This is a genomic window from Mesorhizobium sp. dw_380 (assembly GCF_018588885.1).
In the GTDB taxonomy this organism is placed as follows: Bacteria; Pseudomonadota; Alphaproteobacteria; order Rhizobiales; family Rhizobiaceae; genus Mesorhizobium.
Genome location: NZ_JAFFIW010000026.1, coordinates 16,620 through 30,764 on the forward strand (window position 1 = coordinate 16,620; position 14,145 = coordinate 30,764).

A 14,145-nucleotide genomic window follows, 5' to 3' on the forward strand; every position below is an offset into this window, starting at 1 on the left:
CTATGGCGGCCAATTCATTCGCCGCGCGTCTGTTATGGCTGTCGCGGCACGTCATAGGTCTCGAGCTTCACGCCCCGGAAAACACCGACTGTAGCACGCGCCGGCGGTTCCGGCTGCACATACTTGATCACTTGCTGCACTTCCGGCTTCGACACCACGGCCGGAGCGGGCTTGACCTTGCCCAACTCGTCAAGGCGGCTTCCCACTCTTTCCACGGCCTGGGCAAGGCCTGCAATCTTTTCGTCGGCGCGCTTGCGCTCCTCGGCAGCCGCAGCTTCTTCGGCGGTCTTCTTGTCGAGTTCGGCCTGCCTTTTGGCGACATCCTCAGGCGTCTCGCCGGTCAGGTCAGAAAGCGTCACACGCTCGGTCGTCTCGCCCTTGCTGGCCGCGGCCTGGCGAAGTGCCAGAGACAATTGGCCGGCGCCAGCCGCCAGCGTCAGCTTCTGGGCATCCTTGGTGCTGGCCTCGAGTGTCACCGATTTGACGACGGTCGGGCTGTCCTTGCTCACATCGGCAACTTGATCAATGGCGAGCACCTTCATGCTCTGCAGTAGCACGTCGACAAAGCTCTTGTCGGCCCCTTCGTCGCCGCGCACTGTGCGCGTCAGAAGTATGTCGACCCGGTCGCCGGGGAAGACAAAGCCGGCGACGCCGAGCACGTCGTTGACCCTGATGGAGACGGCTTTCATCCCATCGCCGAGCACTGCCGAAAGCGTGGCGCGCTGGCCGGGACCTGTGATCTTGGTGGCAAGAATAGGTTCGTTGACGCTGATCGCCTGAAGCGCCTGCCTCGTGCCTTCGCCGGCCAAGGCTTCCTTGGTCGTTTTGAAAGAGCCTGCCGGAATTGCGCCCGCTGGCCATGCGATTTCGCGGAGTTTGTCGGCGCTCAGCGGGTCGCCGAACTTCAGCGGCACCGCCGCGACCACGACCGTGCTGGCCTGCACGCCGTTGGATTGAGCCAAGGCGCTGCGCTGGCCGGCTAGCCAAATATTGACGAGGACCACCGCCAGCACGCCGAAGATGCCGGCCAGGACGATCATGATAAGTGTGTTGGCGCGCATTTCCGCTGCCCCCGCAGCTGTCGATTGGTTTCGCTTAATGGACGTCAGGCCCGGACGATATGTCCGCGCCTGACGAGGCTATCAACCTTATGGTGCTGGCGTCGGCGGCACGCAAGCGACTGGGGTGTTGGCACCAAGCACGGTGCAAAGGTTTGCCCATGTTCCCGAAATCCATCCCGCGACCACGACGATAGTCGCGATCGTGGCAGCAGCAATCAGGCCGAGTAGGATCGTATATTCGACCATGGCAGCGCCGTTTTCGTCGTCGCGGAACTGCCGGGTCATCGTCATGAGCTTCTTCATGTCAATTTCTCCCTTTGGAGGTTGGAACCCGACGAGACAGAGCCAAGGATGAACTCCATACCCAAGCATCCCCCGTCATCTCGATCCTAGGGCTCGGGAAAATGCAGAGTCAAACCGGATTAACAGTTCCTTAACTTTCCAATACATGATCTTTCGAGTTGCGGCAGTATTCAAATTTCAGCAAGAGCTTGATTCGGCTAATTTTTCAAGCGCCCTTAACCATTCGTTCACAATTCTCTCGCGAGCGCTGTATAGCAAAGGCTAAATTAGCTATAACGCATATTCCTTTATATCTAAGGGGTTACGATCTAGTTTGGGAGAGGTGCATATGCCGAGGAGCACGCTGGCCGCTCGGGATTCTCAATAGCAAAGAGATCTCCAACGTTTGGATGGCATTACCCCCAGAATAAAAACGATATTTTCCGGGCGCCGCTTCTTAACTATGTTGAAAGTATCAGCGTCGGCTGAGCGCCCTGGCGCTTGTGCCTCGTGTGGTTAACGTTTAGTTTCCACTAATATGCGTCTAAGGGGAGCATAGGGGATTATGCTGGGGCGGTTTATCAAGGGGCCAAGCGAGCAGGCTGCAGTGACAAAGGTGGAACCGCAGGTGCTGCCTGCTGCTCCGGCCCTGTCTCCAGCAGCTGATATCGAATCCCATGGCGACGCTTTCCTGACGCTGAAGGTCGAGCTCCATCGCCATTTGATCGATCGTTTCAATCTGACCGCGCTTGAGAATTCCTCCAAGGACGAGATCCTGAATGAGATCCGTCCCATCGTGCGCGAGTTCGTTCGCGGGAGAAATGTGCCGCTGAACGCTCGCGAGCTTGATCAGCTGACCAGCGACACGGCTGACGAAATGCTGGGGCTTGGGCCGATCGAGCCGCTGCTCAAGGACGACTCCATTACCGATATCCTGATCAACACCCACAAGCGCGTCTTTATAGAGCGGCGTGGCATAGTCGAAGAAACGCCAATCCGGTTTCGTGACGAGGCGCACCTGTTGCGCGTCATCAACAAGATCGTCTCGGCGATCGGCAGGCGCGTCGACGAATCGTCGCCGATGGCCGATGCGCGGTTGGCGGATGGCTCCCGCGTCAACATCGCGGTGCGGCCGATCTCGGTGGATGGCCCGCTGGTCTCGATCCGGAAATTCTCCAAGAATCCCTATTCGCTCGAACGTCTCGTGGTGCTCAATTCTATCCGGCCCCCGATGGTTGAGTTGTTGCGGATCGCCGTACAGGCACGCAAATCGATCCTGGTTTCGGGTGGTACCGGCAGCGGCAAGACGACACTGCTCAACGCGCTGTCGAGTTGCATCCCTTCCAGGGAGCGGCTCGTCACCATCGAGGATGCGGCGGAACTGCAATTGCAGCAACCGCATGTCGGCCGGCTTGAGACCCGGCCGCCCAACATCGAAGGCAAGGGCGAGGTTCGCCAGCGCGAACTGCTGAAGAACGCACTGCGCATGCGGCCGGACCGCATCATCGTCGGCGAGGTGCGCGGTGAAGAAGCCTTCGACATGCTGCAGGCCATGAACACCGGCCATGAAGGTTCGATGACGACAGTCCATGCGAACACGCCACGCGACGCGATCTCGCGGCTCGAGCAGATGGTCGGCATGGCCGGCATGCCGATGAGCCATGATTCCATCCGAGCCCAGATTGCGTCAGCGATCGACATCATCGTCCAGACGCAGCGTCTCTCCGACGGACGAAGGCGCGTGACTTCGATATCGGAAATTACCGGGATGGAAGGAAATGTTGTCCAGATGCAGGAAATCTATCATTTCGTCCGGCGTGACGTCAGCGCCGACGGCACGATCATCGGCGAGTTTCGAGCCACTGGCGTCCGCCCGCGTTTCGCTGCCGAAGCCGCCACGCTCGGCCTTCACTTCGCCAATGATGCCTTCAACCCACAGGTTACGATGTGATGCCGACAGGCCAGGCGCTGCTTTACTTCATCTACGTGGTCGCTGCGGCCTCAGTCATACTTGCTGGCGAAGCGTTCTATCTTTCGCTATCCGGTCGCCGGTCTCGGGCCGCGGCGGTTAACCTTCGGCTCCGTCGCCTTGGCGATGCGGCCCCGGCGGAACAGACCTTGCAGGGTTTGTTACGAGAACGCGGCCTAACTGATTCAGGAGACTTTATCTCCGGTTTTATCTGGTTGAACAGACTTTATACCCAATCCGGCATCACCGGAAATCCCCTGACTTTCGCGGTGTGGTTCCTTCTCGCCGGTTTGGCGCTGGCGTTGCTTCTTTGGTTTCTGATCGGTCTTTCGACGCTGGCTGCGCTCCTCGTCTTCCTAACAGTGGGCTTTGTCCTGCCGCTTCTCGTCCTGCGTCGTGCCGGCAAAAAGCGAATCCTGAAATTCGCCAGGCAGTTGCCCGACGCGCTTGACATGATCGTCCGTTCTCTCCGCGCAGGTCACCCTGCCACCGTCGCGATCGGCCTCGTCGGTCGCGAAATGGCTGATCCGCTCGGCACGGAGTTCGGCATCGTCGCCGACGAGATCACTTTCGGCCTCAGTATAGAGCAGGCGGTGCGAAAATTGTCGGAGCGGGTCGGCTTCGAGGGTTTGCACCTGCTGTCAGTCTCGCTTTCGATCCAGAGCAAGACGGGCGGCAATCTCACCGAGATTCTCGCGAACCTCTCGTCCGTGTTGCGCGAAAGGCAGAAATTGGGATTAAAGATCAGGGCGCTTTCGGCCGAGGGACGCGTGTCCGCCTGGATCATCTCGGTCTTTCCTGTCGTCATGTTTCTGATTCTGATGCTCATCTCGCCCTCCTATTATGGCAAGGTCTGGGGCAGCCCGTTGATCCTGCCGACGTTCCTGACGTTCGGGCTCTGGGCGCTGCTCGGCGACTACATCATGTATCGCATGGTCGCGTTCGATTTCTAGGAGCGAGGAATGAGCTTGCTTTCGAACACCAACGACTTGATCTTTCTGGTCTCGCTCGCTGTCTTCGTGGCGGCGGCGGCAATGTTTCTGTTCGCCGCGCTGGTATTCCTGCCCGCGATTCAGACGCGAAGGCTGGTGACGGATAGTCTCGTCGGCGACGGGCTTGTGGATCGCCGCTCGATCCTGGGACGGGACCATCTCGCCAGGGCATCGGCGCAAAAGCCAATCGAAGCCTACTTCAAGTCGATGGAGAAGGAGCGCAACGAGCCTGACGCCCTCGAGGCCAAGCTCTTTCGCGCCGGGTTCTATCACGCGAGCGCACCCCTTATCTACACGCTTTGCCGGCTGGGCGCCGTCGCCATGGGCTTTCTGGTTATGTACGCCCTCCTGTCGAGACTGTTGCCGCCGCGGTTGCCAAGCTTCCTGGCTTTCGGTGGTGCGGGCCTGATCGGCCTCGGCTGCATCGTCATCCCGAGCATCATGCTCGACCGCTTCGAGAACGCTCAGAAGCAGGTCTATCGTCGCGCCTTCCCCGATTTCATGGACATGATGATCACCTGTGCCGATGCCGGCATGAGCCTTGAGGCAGCAGTCGAGCGGGTGAGCCAGGAATTGGCCGGCACGCATAAATGGCTCGGCATTCAACTCTCGATCATGAATTTGCAGCTTCGCGCCGGCAAGCCGCTGCGCGAAGCGCTGCGCGAGCTTGCCGACCGCATCGGACTGGACGAAGCCAAGGCATTGGCAGTGCTGTTCAGGCAATCGGAAGAACTCGGCACCAGCCTGACCGATGCCCTGCGTGTTTATAGCGCCGAGATGCGCGGCCAGCGGATTCTGCTGGCGGAAGAGCGCGCCAATGCGTTGCCCGTCAAGATGATGATTCCACTCGGGCTCTGCATCTTCCCAGTGGTAATGATGGTGATCATGCTGCCGGTGATTATCCGCATGAAGGGCATTTTCTTCTGAATCGGTGTATGCTTTGATTCTTAAATTGAGTCAGAGGCTCTTGGGGGTAAAATGAAAAGGCCAATGCGCCTCGCAATTGCAGTCGGTCTGACGATCGCAATTCTTACCGGCTGCCAGACAAATGGCGGGGATACCACAAGTGGCGTCGTGCGCACCAACGAGCCGTCGAAAGGCGACGTCACGTCGTTTGGAGATGCCTTTGATGGGCTGAAGACGGTCAGCAACGTCGAATATTACGCTTCGGACCAAGCCGTCGCCGAAGCCAAGAACCAGTTCCGCGCGGAAAACTATGGCAATGCCGGCGCGCTGTTCTTCAAGGCGACGCAGCTTGCTCCCAATGACGGTGGCGCCTGGATGGGTCTGGCCGCGTCCTGCGACCGCATCCACCGCTTCGATCTCGCCGACCGGGCGTATGGCCGAGCCTTCAAGCTGGTCGGCGCATCGCCCGAATATTACAACAATGTCGGCTATTCCTACCTGCTGCGCGGCAAGCTGCAGGACGCACGCGCGAATTTCCTCAAAGCCTATGAGCTCGCGCCCAACGATCCGACCGTGGCCAACAATCTGAAGCTACTGTCGTCGAGCGTGCAAAATATCGAGCGGTAGGGAGTCCGCATGCTGCTCACCGCTTCGCTCCTGTTCAAAGCCTTCGCCATTTTGCTCCTTGCAAGGATCGCCTGGACGGATTTCACCACCCAGAAGATCACCAATCGCGACGTGCTTCTCCTGCTCTGCCTGGGACTAGGCGCGCTGCAGTTCCACTCCCTACAGACCGGTTCGTGGCTGGAGATGGGCATCAGTGCGCTTGGCGGCGTTATCCTGTTCATCGCACTGTTTCCATTCTGGCTCTTGCGTAAAATTGGAGCCGGCGATGTGAAGCTATTGAGCGTTACGCCCTTTCTGATCGGCGGAAGCAACCTTGCCGTCTTTTCCGTGTTGATGCTCGTCTTCACATTCGCCACTGCCGCCGTGGTCAAGAATCCGTTTTTGCTGCCGGCCGGCGTGTTTCGCCACTACGTGCAGCATATGGATCGCAAAGGCATCGTGCCATTTGGCGTGCCAATATCGGCGGCTGCGATCTGTGCAACGGCTTTGCAGATGTATCACGCACTGGTGGTCGCAACCAGTTCCGGAATCCTGAACCAGCTTAACTGAAGCTCGGCTCCATTGCACGAAGTACGGACATGGGAGCCGGCAAAACCTCGGTTGAATACAGTAGCCGTGCCGAACGGGTATCCCTTCAAGCGCGTAGTCGGACACCCGCTGTTTTGATCCATAATTCGAAACGCTGGCGCCTTAGCTCATAGACCGGCACCATCACCGGTTGCTCGATCGCTACCGGTTTTGGAGAAGAATACACCGTTACGGTCTTTTCCATTGCCCACCATGCCAAAAGGACGGCAACGACAATCCATCCGATTTGATCAGAAGATATTCGTTCCAATTTGGCACCTTCCCGGGTAGAGCGGAATCAATCGTGACCTAATATGATTAGCAAAGCATGAATGTACTCGCGCCGGTCTGACATCCGTTTTGAAGTACCCTGGTCAGTTCAAACTTTTCGCAGCTGCTGGCTCGACCGCTTGCCGTTCCCAAGCCGAACTTGGATAATAGCTACGACAAGCGCCAACGGCTAAATAAACCAGCACAAGGGAGGGCAGCATGGCACTTCACCTTTCAGCAGATGCCCCGGCTTCACTTGCGGTCGCCCCGCAAAAATATCTCTTTGGCCCGTTCATCGACTTTTTCATGCTTGGCGGGAGCGCGCTTGTCATCTTGCCGGTCCTTTATTTCGTGCCGCTGAGGTACGAAGCTGCCCTGACGCTGACGATGTTCCTGTTCTCCCATCTCATCAACCAGCCGCATTTCGGTCATTCCTACCAGATCTTCTATCGCAACTTCGCGCGCAAGGTGCGTGGCGACGGCTACAGCCGGAGCCTGCAGGTCCGCTACATCCTGGCGGGCATTGTCGTGCCGCTCGCCATGATTGTCTTCTTTGCCTTCGGCTCGCTGACGGGGAACGCCCGGCTGCTGGGCTATGCCACCAACGCGATGGGCTTTTTCGTCGGCTGGCACTACGTCAAGCAGGGCTATGGCATGCTGATGGTGGATGCCGTGCTGAAGCGCAAATTCTTCAGCGACCAGGACAAGAAGGTGTTGCTGTTCAACGGCTACGCGGTGTGGCTGTTCGCCTGGCTGCAGACGAACGTGGTGATCACCGAAAGGCAGTACTGGGGCCTGGACTACTACACCTTCACCGTCCCGCCATGGGTCATCAGCATCGCAGTGTCGATCGCCGCAGCCTCCTCGGCCGCCACCGCGGTGATGTTCATCAATCGCTGGCGCAAGCATGGCGGGGCGCTGCCCTATAACGGCGTCGTCGCTTACGTCGTGTCCCTCTATGCCTGGATCCTGTTTGTGAGACTAAACCCGCTCTGGCTGCTCGTGGTGCCGGCGCTCCACTCGTTGCAATATCTGGCGGTGGTCTGGCGCTACCAGACCAATGTCGAGCGCGATCGCGCGGACGCCGTCGAGAAGCCGGGACTGAAGGTCCTGTCCATTGTTGGACCGCGATACAGGCTGCGCGTGCTGGCCTTCATCGTCGCCGGCGCAATTCTCGGAGCGCTCGGTTTCTGGCTGGTGCCGCTGGCGCTGACGGCCCTGGTGCCCTACGACAAACAGGTGCTCGGCTCGTCGCTTTTCCTCTTCATCGCGTGGATATTCATCAACGTGCACCACTATTTCCTGGACAATGTGATGTGGCGGCGCGGCAACCCGGAAGTCTCGAAATATCTGTTCCGCTGAAGCGATCCCCGGAGTTCATTCCGGGCGGCGCCCATTTGCGCTGCGGGCTCGTCTGTGATCCAAGGCCGCGATAAATGCTGGGCACTCGTCTTGGCAGTTGGAGCGCTGAATGACCGTATTCACACGCCGCGGGCTTTTGAAAACGGCCGCGATCGCCGGCATTGGCGGAGTTGGGATCCCGGTCATCGGCCGGCTCGGCAGCTGGGCAGCCGCCAGTCCTGAGCCGGTGGTGCTGCAGACGGCAAAAATCCAGGCCAGGCTGATGGATGTCGGCCCGACCCGGGACGTGCTGACCTATGGCAACGCCGGTATGCCGCCGGTCATCAGGATGAAGAAGGGCGAGCCCTTCGCGGCGCGCCTGATCAACGCCATCGACGATCCGACGACAATCCACTGGCACGGCATTCGCCTGCCGAACAAGATGGATGGCGTGCCCTTCCTGGTCCAGCCCTATGTCTACACCGGCGATCATTTCGACTATGCCTTCACCCCGCCCGACGCCGGCACCTTCTGGTATCACCCGCATTGCAACACGCTGGAGCAGATGGGCCACGGCCTGACCGGCGTGATCGTGGTTGAAAACCCGAACGATCCGAAATTCGATACCGAAATCGTCCTCAATCTGCGCGACTGGCGCCTTGGCGATGACGGCCAGTTCATCGACCAGTTCCGGCCGCGCGATGCCGCCAAGACCGGCACCTATGGCACGGTGCGCACGGCCAACTGGCTTGACCAGCCGCAATATGACGCGCCGGCCGGGGGGCTGGTGCGGCTGCGCGTTGCCATCACCGACGTCACCCGCATCTACGCCTTTCGCGTCGACGGCGCCGAGGCGACCGTGATGGCGCTGGACGGCAATCCGGTGCCGCGGCGTTTCGTCCCCGATACCTTGCTGCTTGGACCGGGACAGCGCATGGAACTCGCCATCCGCATGCCCGATGACGAGGGCGCGGTGGTGAGCTTGCGCGACGTCAGGGGCACCAAGCCCAAGGTGCTCACGACCTTGCGCGCGGTCGGCAGCACGCTGAAGCGCGATGTTCGTGATGTTGCGCCGCTGGAGATCAATCCGGTGGCGGAAGTCGATCTCACCACCGCCCAGCATATTCCGCTGGCACTCAGCGCCACCGCGGAGAACATTCCGAGCGACGGCATCTGCGGTTCACTCGGCTACAGTTTCTGGGCGATCAACAAGGTGCCGTGGCCGGGTGATACGCCGGATCCGACCGCGCCGCTGGCTGAACTGAAGCTCGGCAAGGGCTATGTCATCGACATGGAGAATTTGACGCCGCAATCGCATCCGATGCATCTGCACGGCATGAGCTTCAAGGTGCTGTCGTCCTCGACGCGCCAGGTTGAGCCGCTGATTTCCGACACCTATCTCATCCAGCCCAATGAGAAGGTGAGCCTCGGCTTCGTCGCCGACAATCCCGGCGACTGGCTGCTGCACTGCCACATTATCGAGCACCAGAAATCGGGCATGACGAGCTACATCAGAGTGGTGTGAAGCCACATCAGGCGGTTTCGTTGGCAAGAGAGGGCGGTTCTCTGCTATTGCCGCCGCAAATCAAGAACCATGGACATCCCTGCATGACCAATGTCGCCTTGACCGGGCTTGCCCGCGATCTCGCCCGCCGTGCCGCGGACGGTCGCCCTGTGCGCATCGGCGTCATCGGCTCGGGCGAGATGGGCACCGATCTGGTCACGCAGGGCATGCTGATGCCGGGCATTTCGATCTGCGCCGTTTCCACGCGGCGCCCGCACACCGCGCGTGAGGCCATCCGCATCGCTTATGGCGATGAAGCGATGGCGGTCGAAGCCGATGCCACGTCGAAAGTCACCGCGGCGATCGAGGCCGGAAAGATCGCCGTCACCTCGAACGAGATGCTGGTCACCAACCCACTGATCGACGTCATCATCGACGCCACCGGCAAGCCCGGTGTCGCCGCCGACTTCGACCTGATGGCGATGGAGCATGGCAAGCATCTGGTGATGATGAATGTCGAGGCCGACGTCACCATCGGCTGCTATCTCAAACAGCAGGCCGACCGGCTTGGCGTCGTCTATTCGGTCGGCGCCGGCGACGAGCCGTCGAGCTGCATGGAGCTGATCGAGTTCGCGTCGGCGCTCGGCCTGACCATCGTCTCGGCCGGGAAGGGCAAGAACAATCCGCTCAACCATGATGCCATGCCCGACGATTATCGCGAGGAAGCGATCCGCCGCAAAATGAACCCGCGCATGCTGGTTGAGTTTGTCGACGGCTCGAAAACCATGGTCGAGATGTGCGCCATTGCCAACGCCACCGGCCTGGTGCCCGATGTGCCCGGCATGCACGGCCCGAAGGCCGATCGCGACGACCTCGCCAAGGTGCTCATCCCACGCGAGGATGGCGGGCTGTTGCTGAAAAAGGGTGTCGTCGACTACACCATCGGCAAGGGTGTCGCGCCCGGTGTCTTCGTCATCGTCGAGGCGACGCATCCGCGCATCATCGAGCGCATGGACGATTTGCATATCGGCCACGGTCCCTACTACAGCCTGTTCCGGCCCTATCATTTGACGTCACTGGAAGTGCCGCTGACCGCGGCCCGCATCATGCTTTTCGGCAAGCCCGACATGGTGCCGCTGCCAAGGCCCGTTGCCGAAGTGTGTGCCGTCGCCAAGCGCGATCTCGCGGCCGGCGAGATCATCGATGCGATCGGCGAGACCTGCTACCGCTCCTGGACGATGACGGTCGAAGAGGCTCGTGCCCAGCGCGCCGTGCCGGTCGGCCTGCTCGAGGGCGGCAAGGTGCTGAAACCGGTCAGGAAAGGCGACTTGCTGACCGCCGACAACGCCGCGCCCGACCAGACGACGAGGCTGTTCGCCTTGCGCCGGCTGCAGGACGAGATGCTGTATGGAGCGAACTGAAGTCTATTTCCCCAGCTCGATCGACCGTAGCCGCGCCGCCTCGACGGCCTGCGTCAAAAGATTGGTCAGCCGGTCCTCGCCCATCAGCACGCCAAGGGCGGCCGCCGTCGTGCCATTGGGGCTGGTCACCTGCTGACGCAGCACGCCAGGATCCTCCTGGCTTTCGGCGGCCAGCGAGGCAGCACCATAGACGGTCTGCATGGCGAGCAGTTTGGCGGTCGCCGCCGGCAGGCCGGCCTTTTCCGCGGCGACGGTCAGCGCTTCGATGAAGTGGAAGATGTAGGCCGGCCCCGATCCCGAGACGGCGGTCACCGCGTCCATCAGCCCCTCGTCGTCGATGGTAGCCACTTCGCCGCTGGCCGACAGCAGGTCGGCGACGAAGCGCTTGGTATCGTCAGAGACGAGCGGGTTGGAGAACACCACCATCATGCCCTTGCCGATCGCCGCGGGCGTGTTCGGCATGCAGCGCACGATCGGCGCGCGGTTACCGAGGATCTCCTCGAACGTAGCGACAGGGGTGCCGGCGGCGATGCTGACGAAGGTGGTGCGGCCGTCGCCAAAACCCTTGTAGGCGGCGGTGACGTCGCGGATCACCTGCGGCTTCACCGCGATGACGACCAGATCAGGCACGGCATCTGCCGGGATGCCGCCGGCATCCGAGGCCGTGCCACAGCCGAGCGCGGCCGCGCGCTGGCGCAACTCGGCATTGGGCTCGACCACGAACATCGTCGAAGGTGCGAGCTTGCCGGATTTCAGCCAGCCCGAGAGCATGGCGTAACCCATATTGCCGCAGCCGGCGAGAACAAGCCTGATCGTCATGGAACCCTCCGAAGGAAGGCTCTGACATAGACGCTCGCGCTTCGCTGGGGAAGCCCCTGTCAGGCCGGACGGGAAGACCTGCGCACCGCGACCGGCCGTAGCGACACCTGCCTCAGGCCAAGCACGCCGAGCACGAAGAACAGCCAGACCGGGTCGCCGCGATGGAAGAAGAAGCTTTCGAGGAAAGCGTTGAGCGCGGTGAACAGCACCACCATCATGAAAAAGTCGCCGAGATAGATGTTTTCCTTGCGCAACGGAATGCGCATGTAGTCGCGCAGCGGGGCGACGAGGAAAGTGTAGACCGCCACGCAAAGGGCAGGGATGCCCATCAGCACGGCGATGTCGAGATAGCCGTCATGGCCATGCACGATGGTCCTTATGTCCCAAGGCCGGTCGAAGGGCTGGTCCTGGTTGAGCAGCAGCGGAGTGCCCCAGAAGCTCTCATAGCCGTAACCGGTCCACGGCTTCTTCGCCAGCATCGAGCCGGCGAACTCCCACAGCGTCGTACGCCCGGTGTAGGTGAGGTCAGGGATATAGACCGCCGCCAGCTGTTTGACTGGCGGCAGGAAGACGATGCCCAGCGTGCCGACCGCGGTGGCGATGATTGCCAGCGCAAACAGGATCGGTGTGCCGAGCCGCATGCCCATCAGGCTGGGAAACATCACGATCAGGACCGAGAACGGCACCAGCCCGGCGGTGGTCTTGGAGCCGGTGTGCAGCATGAAGATCATCGCCGCGCAGAAGATGCCCGCACCCCACCAGCGCTGGCCGCGCCGGTAGAGGTAAAGGCCCGCGAAGCTGAAGCAGGCCATGATCGGGCCGGCGATGTTCTTGTGGGTGAACACGCCGCGCCACAGGCCCGCATGTTCGGGTTCCTGTGAATCGGCCGTATGCATCGCCTCGTGCGGGAAGACGATAAGGCCGAGATAGGAAAGGCCCATGACCACGACGGCGGTGAAGATGATGACCTTGGAAATGGCTTCGGCATCGCGTGGCAGCACCAGGATCGTCGCCATGGTCAGGATGCCGATCATGGTGAAGGATGCGGCGCGCATGGCGGAGGGCGGGTCGGTCGCCAGCACTACCGACAGGAAGAAGAAACCCAGCATCAGCACCCAGGACGGGCTGAGCAGCGAGCGCACGATGCGCGGATCGGCAAAGGCCATCAGCGAGAAGATCGAAACGGCGCCGAGCGAACCGAAACCGAGCTGGTTGACGATGTCGCCGCCGTCGCCGGTGAGTTCGGCGCCGGCCGGCTGGAACGGGCGGAAGGACACCATGATGACGGTGAACAAGAGTGCCGCGATCGCCGTCGCCACGCCGTTGCGTGTGAACGCGTCGCTGAGCGGGGCGCGCTCAGTTCTTCTCGGGCTGGCGATACTGCTCATTGGCATATCCGAATTCGGCCAGCACGCGGCCCAGCGCCACATGGATGGGATAGATGGCGATTGCCGGCGATCCGGTCCGCGCCAGCCGGACCAGGCCGCGAAACGGCGATGCGGCAAGCAGCGCCAGGCTCTTCGCGAACACCTTGAAACCGGCCAGCGGCGTGCCGGCGCGCTTCTTCTTCTCGACCAGTGTCGAGATGACGCCGTTGCGCAGGCTGCGGGCCCGGACCCAGTCGGCCTCGACACGCCGCGCCGGAACGGTTTCGTGCACCTTGGCCTCGGCGCACCAGCCCAGCACAAAGCCCCTTTGCGCCGACCGGCTGAGAAAGTCGGAATCGCCGCCGCCCATGAAGTTGAATTTGAGATCGAGGAAGGGCGGCCCCATGGCGACCAGCACGTTGCGTCCGACCAGGAGATTGCCGGACGAATAGAGTGCCGGCACGCGCCCCGTCTCCCGGTAGGGCGGTGCGAAGACAGGATGTTCGGCCCATTTCGTGTGGGCGGGGTCGGCAAAGACCGGCATTTGCGGGCCGCCGACGATATCGGCAGCGAGCATTTCGGCAGCCACGCACATGCGATCCAGCCAATGCGGATCGGCGATCTCGTCATCGTCGATGACCAAGAGATGCCTGAAGTTCGGGAAGTGCAGGATTGCCGTCTGCCAGCCGGCATTGTAGGCGCTGCAATTGCCGCGCTCATGCGCGACGATGACCATGCCCGGCATCTCGCCATGCTCGAACAGCGGCAGCACCGCCTCGGCGCCTTTACGCGCCTCGGCTTCGTTCTCCATGACGATGACGGCAAAGCGCCTGCCGGTCTGCTGCGCGCGCAGCGAAGCCAGCGTTTCCAGCACCTGTTCGGGCCGCTTGAAGGTCGGCAAGGTGACGACCGCTTCGACAGCCTCCACGTCAAGCCGGGGAGACCGTCCAGCGATCGATACCGAACCATCCGATGGCAAAGGGATCATCCGTGTCCAGCCACATGGTGAGTTGCGGTTC

Annotated in this window: 13 protein-coding genes; 8 read left to right on the top strand and 5 right to left on the bottom strand. The window is 61.1% G+C overall.

The genetic code is table 11. The features are described from left to right. Window positions 1-32: 32 nt before the first annotated feature. Both cpaB and JT360_RS22450 read right to left on the bottom strand, forming a co-directional pair. Window positions 33-1,061, bottom strand: coding sequence for a Flp pilus assembly protein CpaB (cpaB, locus tag JT360_RS22445; protein WP_214474163.1), 1,029 nt, complete (start codon window positions 1,059-1,061; stop codon window positions 33-35). A gap of 87 nt (window positions 1,062-1,148) precedes the next feature. Next, entirely contained in the window at window positions 1,149-1,364 is a 216-nt protein-coding gene (locus tag JT360_RS22450; protein WP_214474166.1) for a Flp family type IVb pilin, read from the bottom strand. A gap of 544 nt (window positions 1,365-1,908) precedes the next feature. On the opposite strand from JT360_RS22450, the gene JT360_RS22455 reads away from it, so the two are divergent. The 8 genes from JT360_RS22455 (at window position 1,909) to JT360_RS22490 (ending at window position 10,940) form a co-directional block, all read left to right on the top strand. Further along, complete coding sequence (locus JT360_RS22455) at window positions 1,909-3,294, top strand: TadA family conjugal transfer-associated ATPase (protein WP_214474169.1); 1,386 nt, start codon at window positions 1,909-1,911, stop codon at window positions 3,292-3,294. Continuing rightward, window positions 3,294-4,265, top strand: a complete 972-nt coding sequence (locus JT360_RS22460) for a type II secretion system F family protein (RefSeq protein ID WP_214474170.1) — start codon at window positions 3,294-3,296, stop codon at window positions 4,263-4,265. Before JT360_RS22455 ends, JT360_RS22460 begins: the two co-directional genes overlap by 1 nt. Window positions 4,266-4,274: 9 nt before the next feature. After that, window positions 4,275-5,231, top strand: a complete 957-nt coding sequence (locus JT360_RS22465; RefSeq protein WP_214474172.1) for a type II secretion system F family protein — start codon at window positions 4,275-4,277, stop codon at window positions 5,229-5,231. 51 nt (window positions 5,232-5,282) lie between these two features. Further along, window positions 5,283-5,837: a tetratricopeptide repeat protein gene (locus JT360_RS22470; protein WP_214474173.1), complete on the top strand. Its 555-nt coding sequence runs from the start codon at window positions 5,283-5,285 to the stop codon at window positions 5,835-5,837. A 9-nt stretch (window positions 5,838-5,846) separates the two neighbouring features. Further along, complete coding sequence (locus JT360_RS22475) at window positions 5,847-6,386, top strand: A24 family peptidase (protein WP_214474175.1); 540 nt, start codon at window positions 5,847-5,849, stop codon at window positions 6,384-6,386. Between the two features lie 507 nt (window positions 6,387-6,893). Then, complete coding sequence (locus JT360_RS22480; protein WP_214474176.1) at window positions 6,894-8,036, top strand: hypothetical protein; 1,143 nt, start codon at window positions 6,894-6,896, stop codon at window positions 8,034-8,036. Between the two features lie 109 nt (window positions 8,037-8,145). Then, entirely contained in the window at window positions 8,146-9,540 is a 1,395-nt protein-coding gene (locus tag JT360_RS22485; RefSeq protein WP_214474178.1) for a multicopper oxidase family protein, read from the top strand. 83 nt (window positions 9,541-9,623) lie between these two features. Beyond that, entirely contained in the window at window positions 9,624-10,940 is a 1,317-nt protein-coding gene (locus JT360_RS22490; RefSeq protein WP_214474179.1) for an NAD(P)H-dependent oxidoreductase, read from the top strand. Between the two features lie 3 nt (window positions 10,941-10,943). Here the strand turns inward: JT360_RS22490 and proC are convergent, their stop codons facing one another. Genes proC through JT360_RS22505 form a run of 3 tightly spaced genes read right to left on the bottom strand, consistent with a single transcriptional unit; the run spans window position 10,944 to window position 14,114 of the window. Next, window positions 10,944-11,759 (bottom strand): pyrroline-5-carboxylate reductase, encoded by an 816-nt coding sequence (gene proC / locus JT360_RS22495; protein WP_214474181.1) that lies wholly within the window; start codon window positions 11,757-11,759, stop codon window positions 10,944-10,946. 59 nt (window positions 11,760-11,818) lie between these two features. Beyond that, a complete protein-coding gene (locus JT360_RS22500; protein ID WP_214474183.1) occupies window positions 11,819-13,147 on the bottom strand; it encodes an O-antigen ligase family protein in 1,329 nt (442 codons plus the stop codon). After that, window positions 13,116-14,114, bottom strand: coding sequence for a glycosyltransferase family 2 protein (locus JT360_RS22505; RefSeq protein WP_214474185.1), 999 nt, complete (start codon window positions 14,112-14,114; stop codon window positions 13,116-13,118). Before JT360_RS22505 ends, JT360_RS22500 begins: the two co-directional genes overlap by 32 nt. Window positions 14,115-14,145: the final 31 nt, after the last annotated feature.

What these genes read in the sequence shown, in the direction of transcription:
- cpaB (WP_214474163.1), bottom strand. Translation starts at nt 1,061, where the DNA reads ATGCGCGCCAACACACTTATCATGATCGTCCTGGCCGGCATCTTCGGC.
- JT360_RS22450 (WP_214474166.1), bottom strand. Translation starts at nt 1,364, where the DNA reads ATGAAGAAGCTCATGACGATGACCCGGCAGTTCCGCGACGACGAAAAC.
- JT360_RS22455 (WP_214474169.1), top strand. Translation starts at nt 1,909, where the DNA reads ATGCTGGGGCGGTTTATCAAGGGGCCAAGCGAGCAGGCTGCAGTGACA.
- JT360_RS22460 (WP_214474170.1), top strand. Translation starts at nt 3,294, where the DNA reads ATGCCGACAGGCCAGGCGCTGCTTTACTTCATCTACGTGGTCGCTGCG.
- JT360_RS22465 (WP_214474172.1), top strand. Translation starts at nt 4,275, where the DNA reads ATGAGCTTGCTTTCGAACACCAACGACTTGATCTTTCTGGTCTCGCTC.
- JT360_RS22470 (WP_214474173.1), top strand. Translation starts at nt 5,283, where the DNA reads ATGAAAAGGCCAATGCGCCTCGCAATTGCAGTCGGTCTGACGATCGCA.
- JT360_RS22475 (WP_214474175.1), top strand. Translation starts at nt 5,847, where the DNA reads ATGCTGCTCACCGCTTCGCTCCTGTTCAAAGCCTTCGCCATTTTGCTC.
- JT360_RS22480 (WP_214474176.1), top strand. Translation starts at nt 6,894, where the DNA reads ATGGCACTTCACCTTTCAGCAGATGCCCCGGCTTCACTTGCGGTCGCC.
- JT360_RS22485 (WP_214474178.1), top strand. Translation starts at nt 8,146, where the DNA reads ATGACCGTATTCACACGCCGCGGGCTTTTGAAAACGGCCGCGATCGCC.
- JT360_RS22490 (WP_214474179.1), top strand. Translation starts at nt 9,624, where the DNA reads ATGACCAATGTCGCCTTGACCGGGCTTGCCCGCGATCTCGCCCGCCGT.
- proC (WP_214474181.1), bottom strand. Translation starts at nt 11,759, where the DNA reads ATGACGATCAGGCTTGTTCTCGCCGGCTGCGGCAATATGGGTTACGCC.
- JT360_RS22500 (WP_214474183.1), bottom strand. Translation starts at nt 13,147, where the DNA reads ATGAGCAGTATCGCCAGCCCGAGAAGAACTGAGCGCGCCCCGCTCAGC.
- JT360_RS22505 (WP_214474185.1), bottom strand. Translation starts at nt 14,114, where the DNA reads ATGATCCCTTTGCCATCGGATGGTTCGGTATCGATCGCTGGACGGTCT.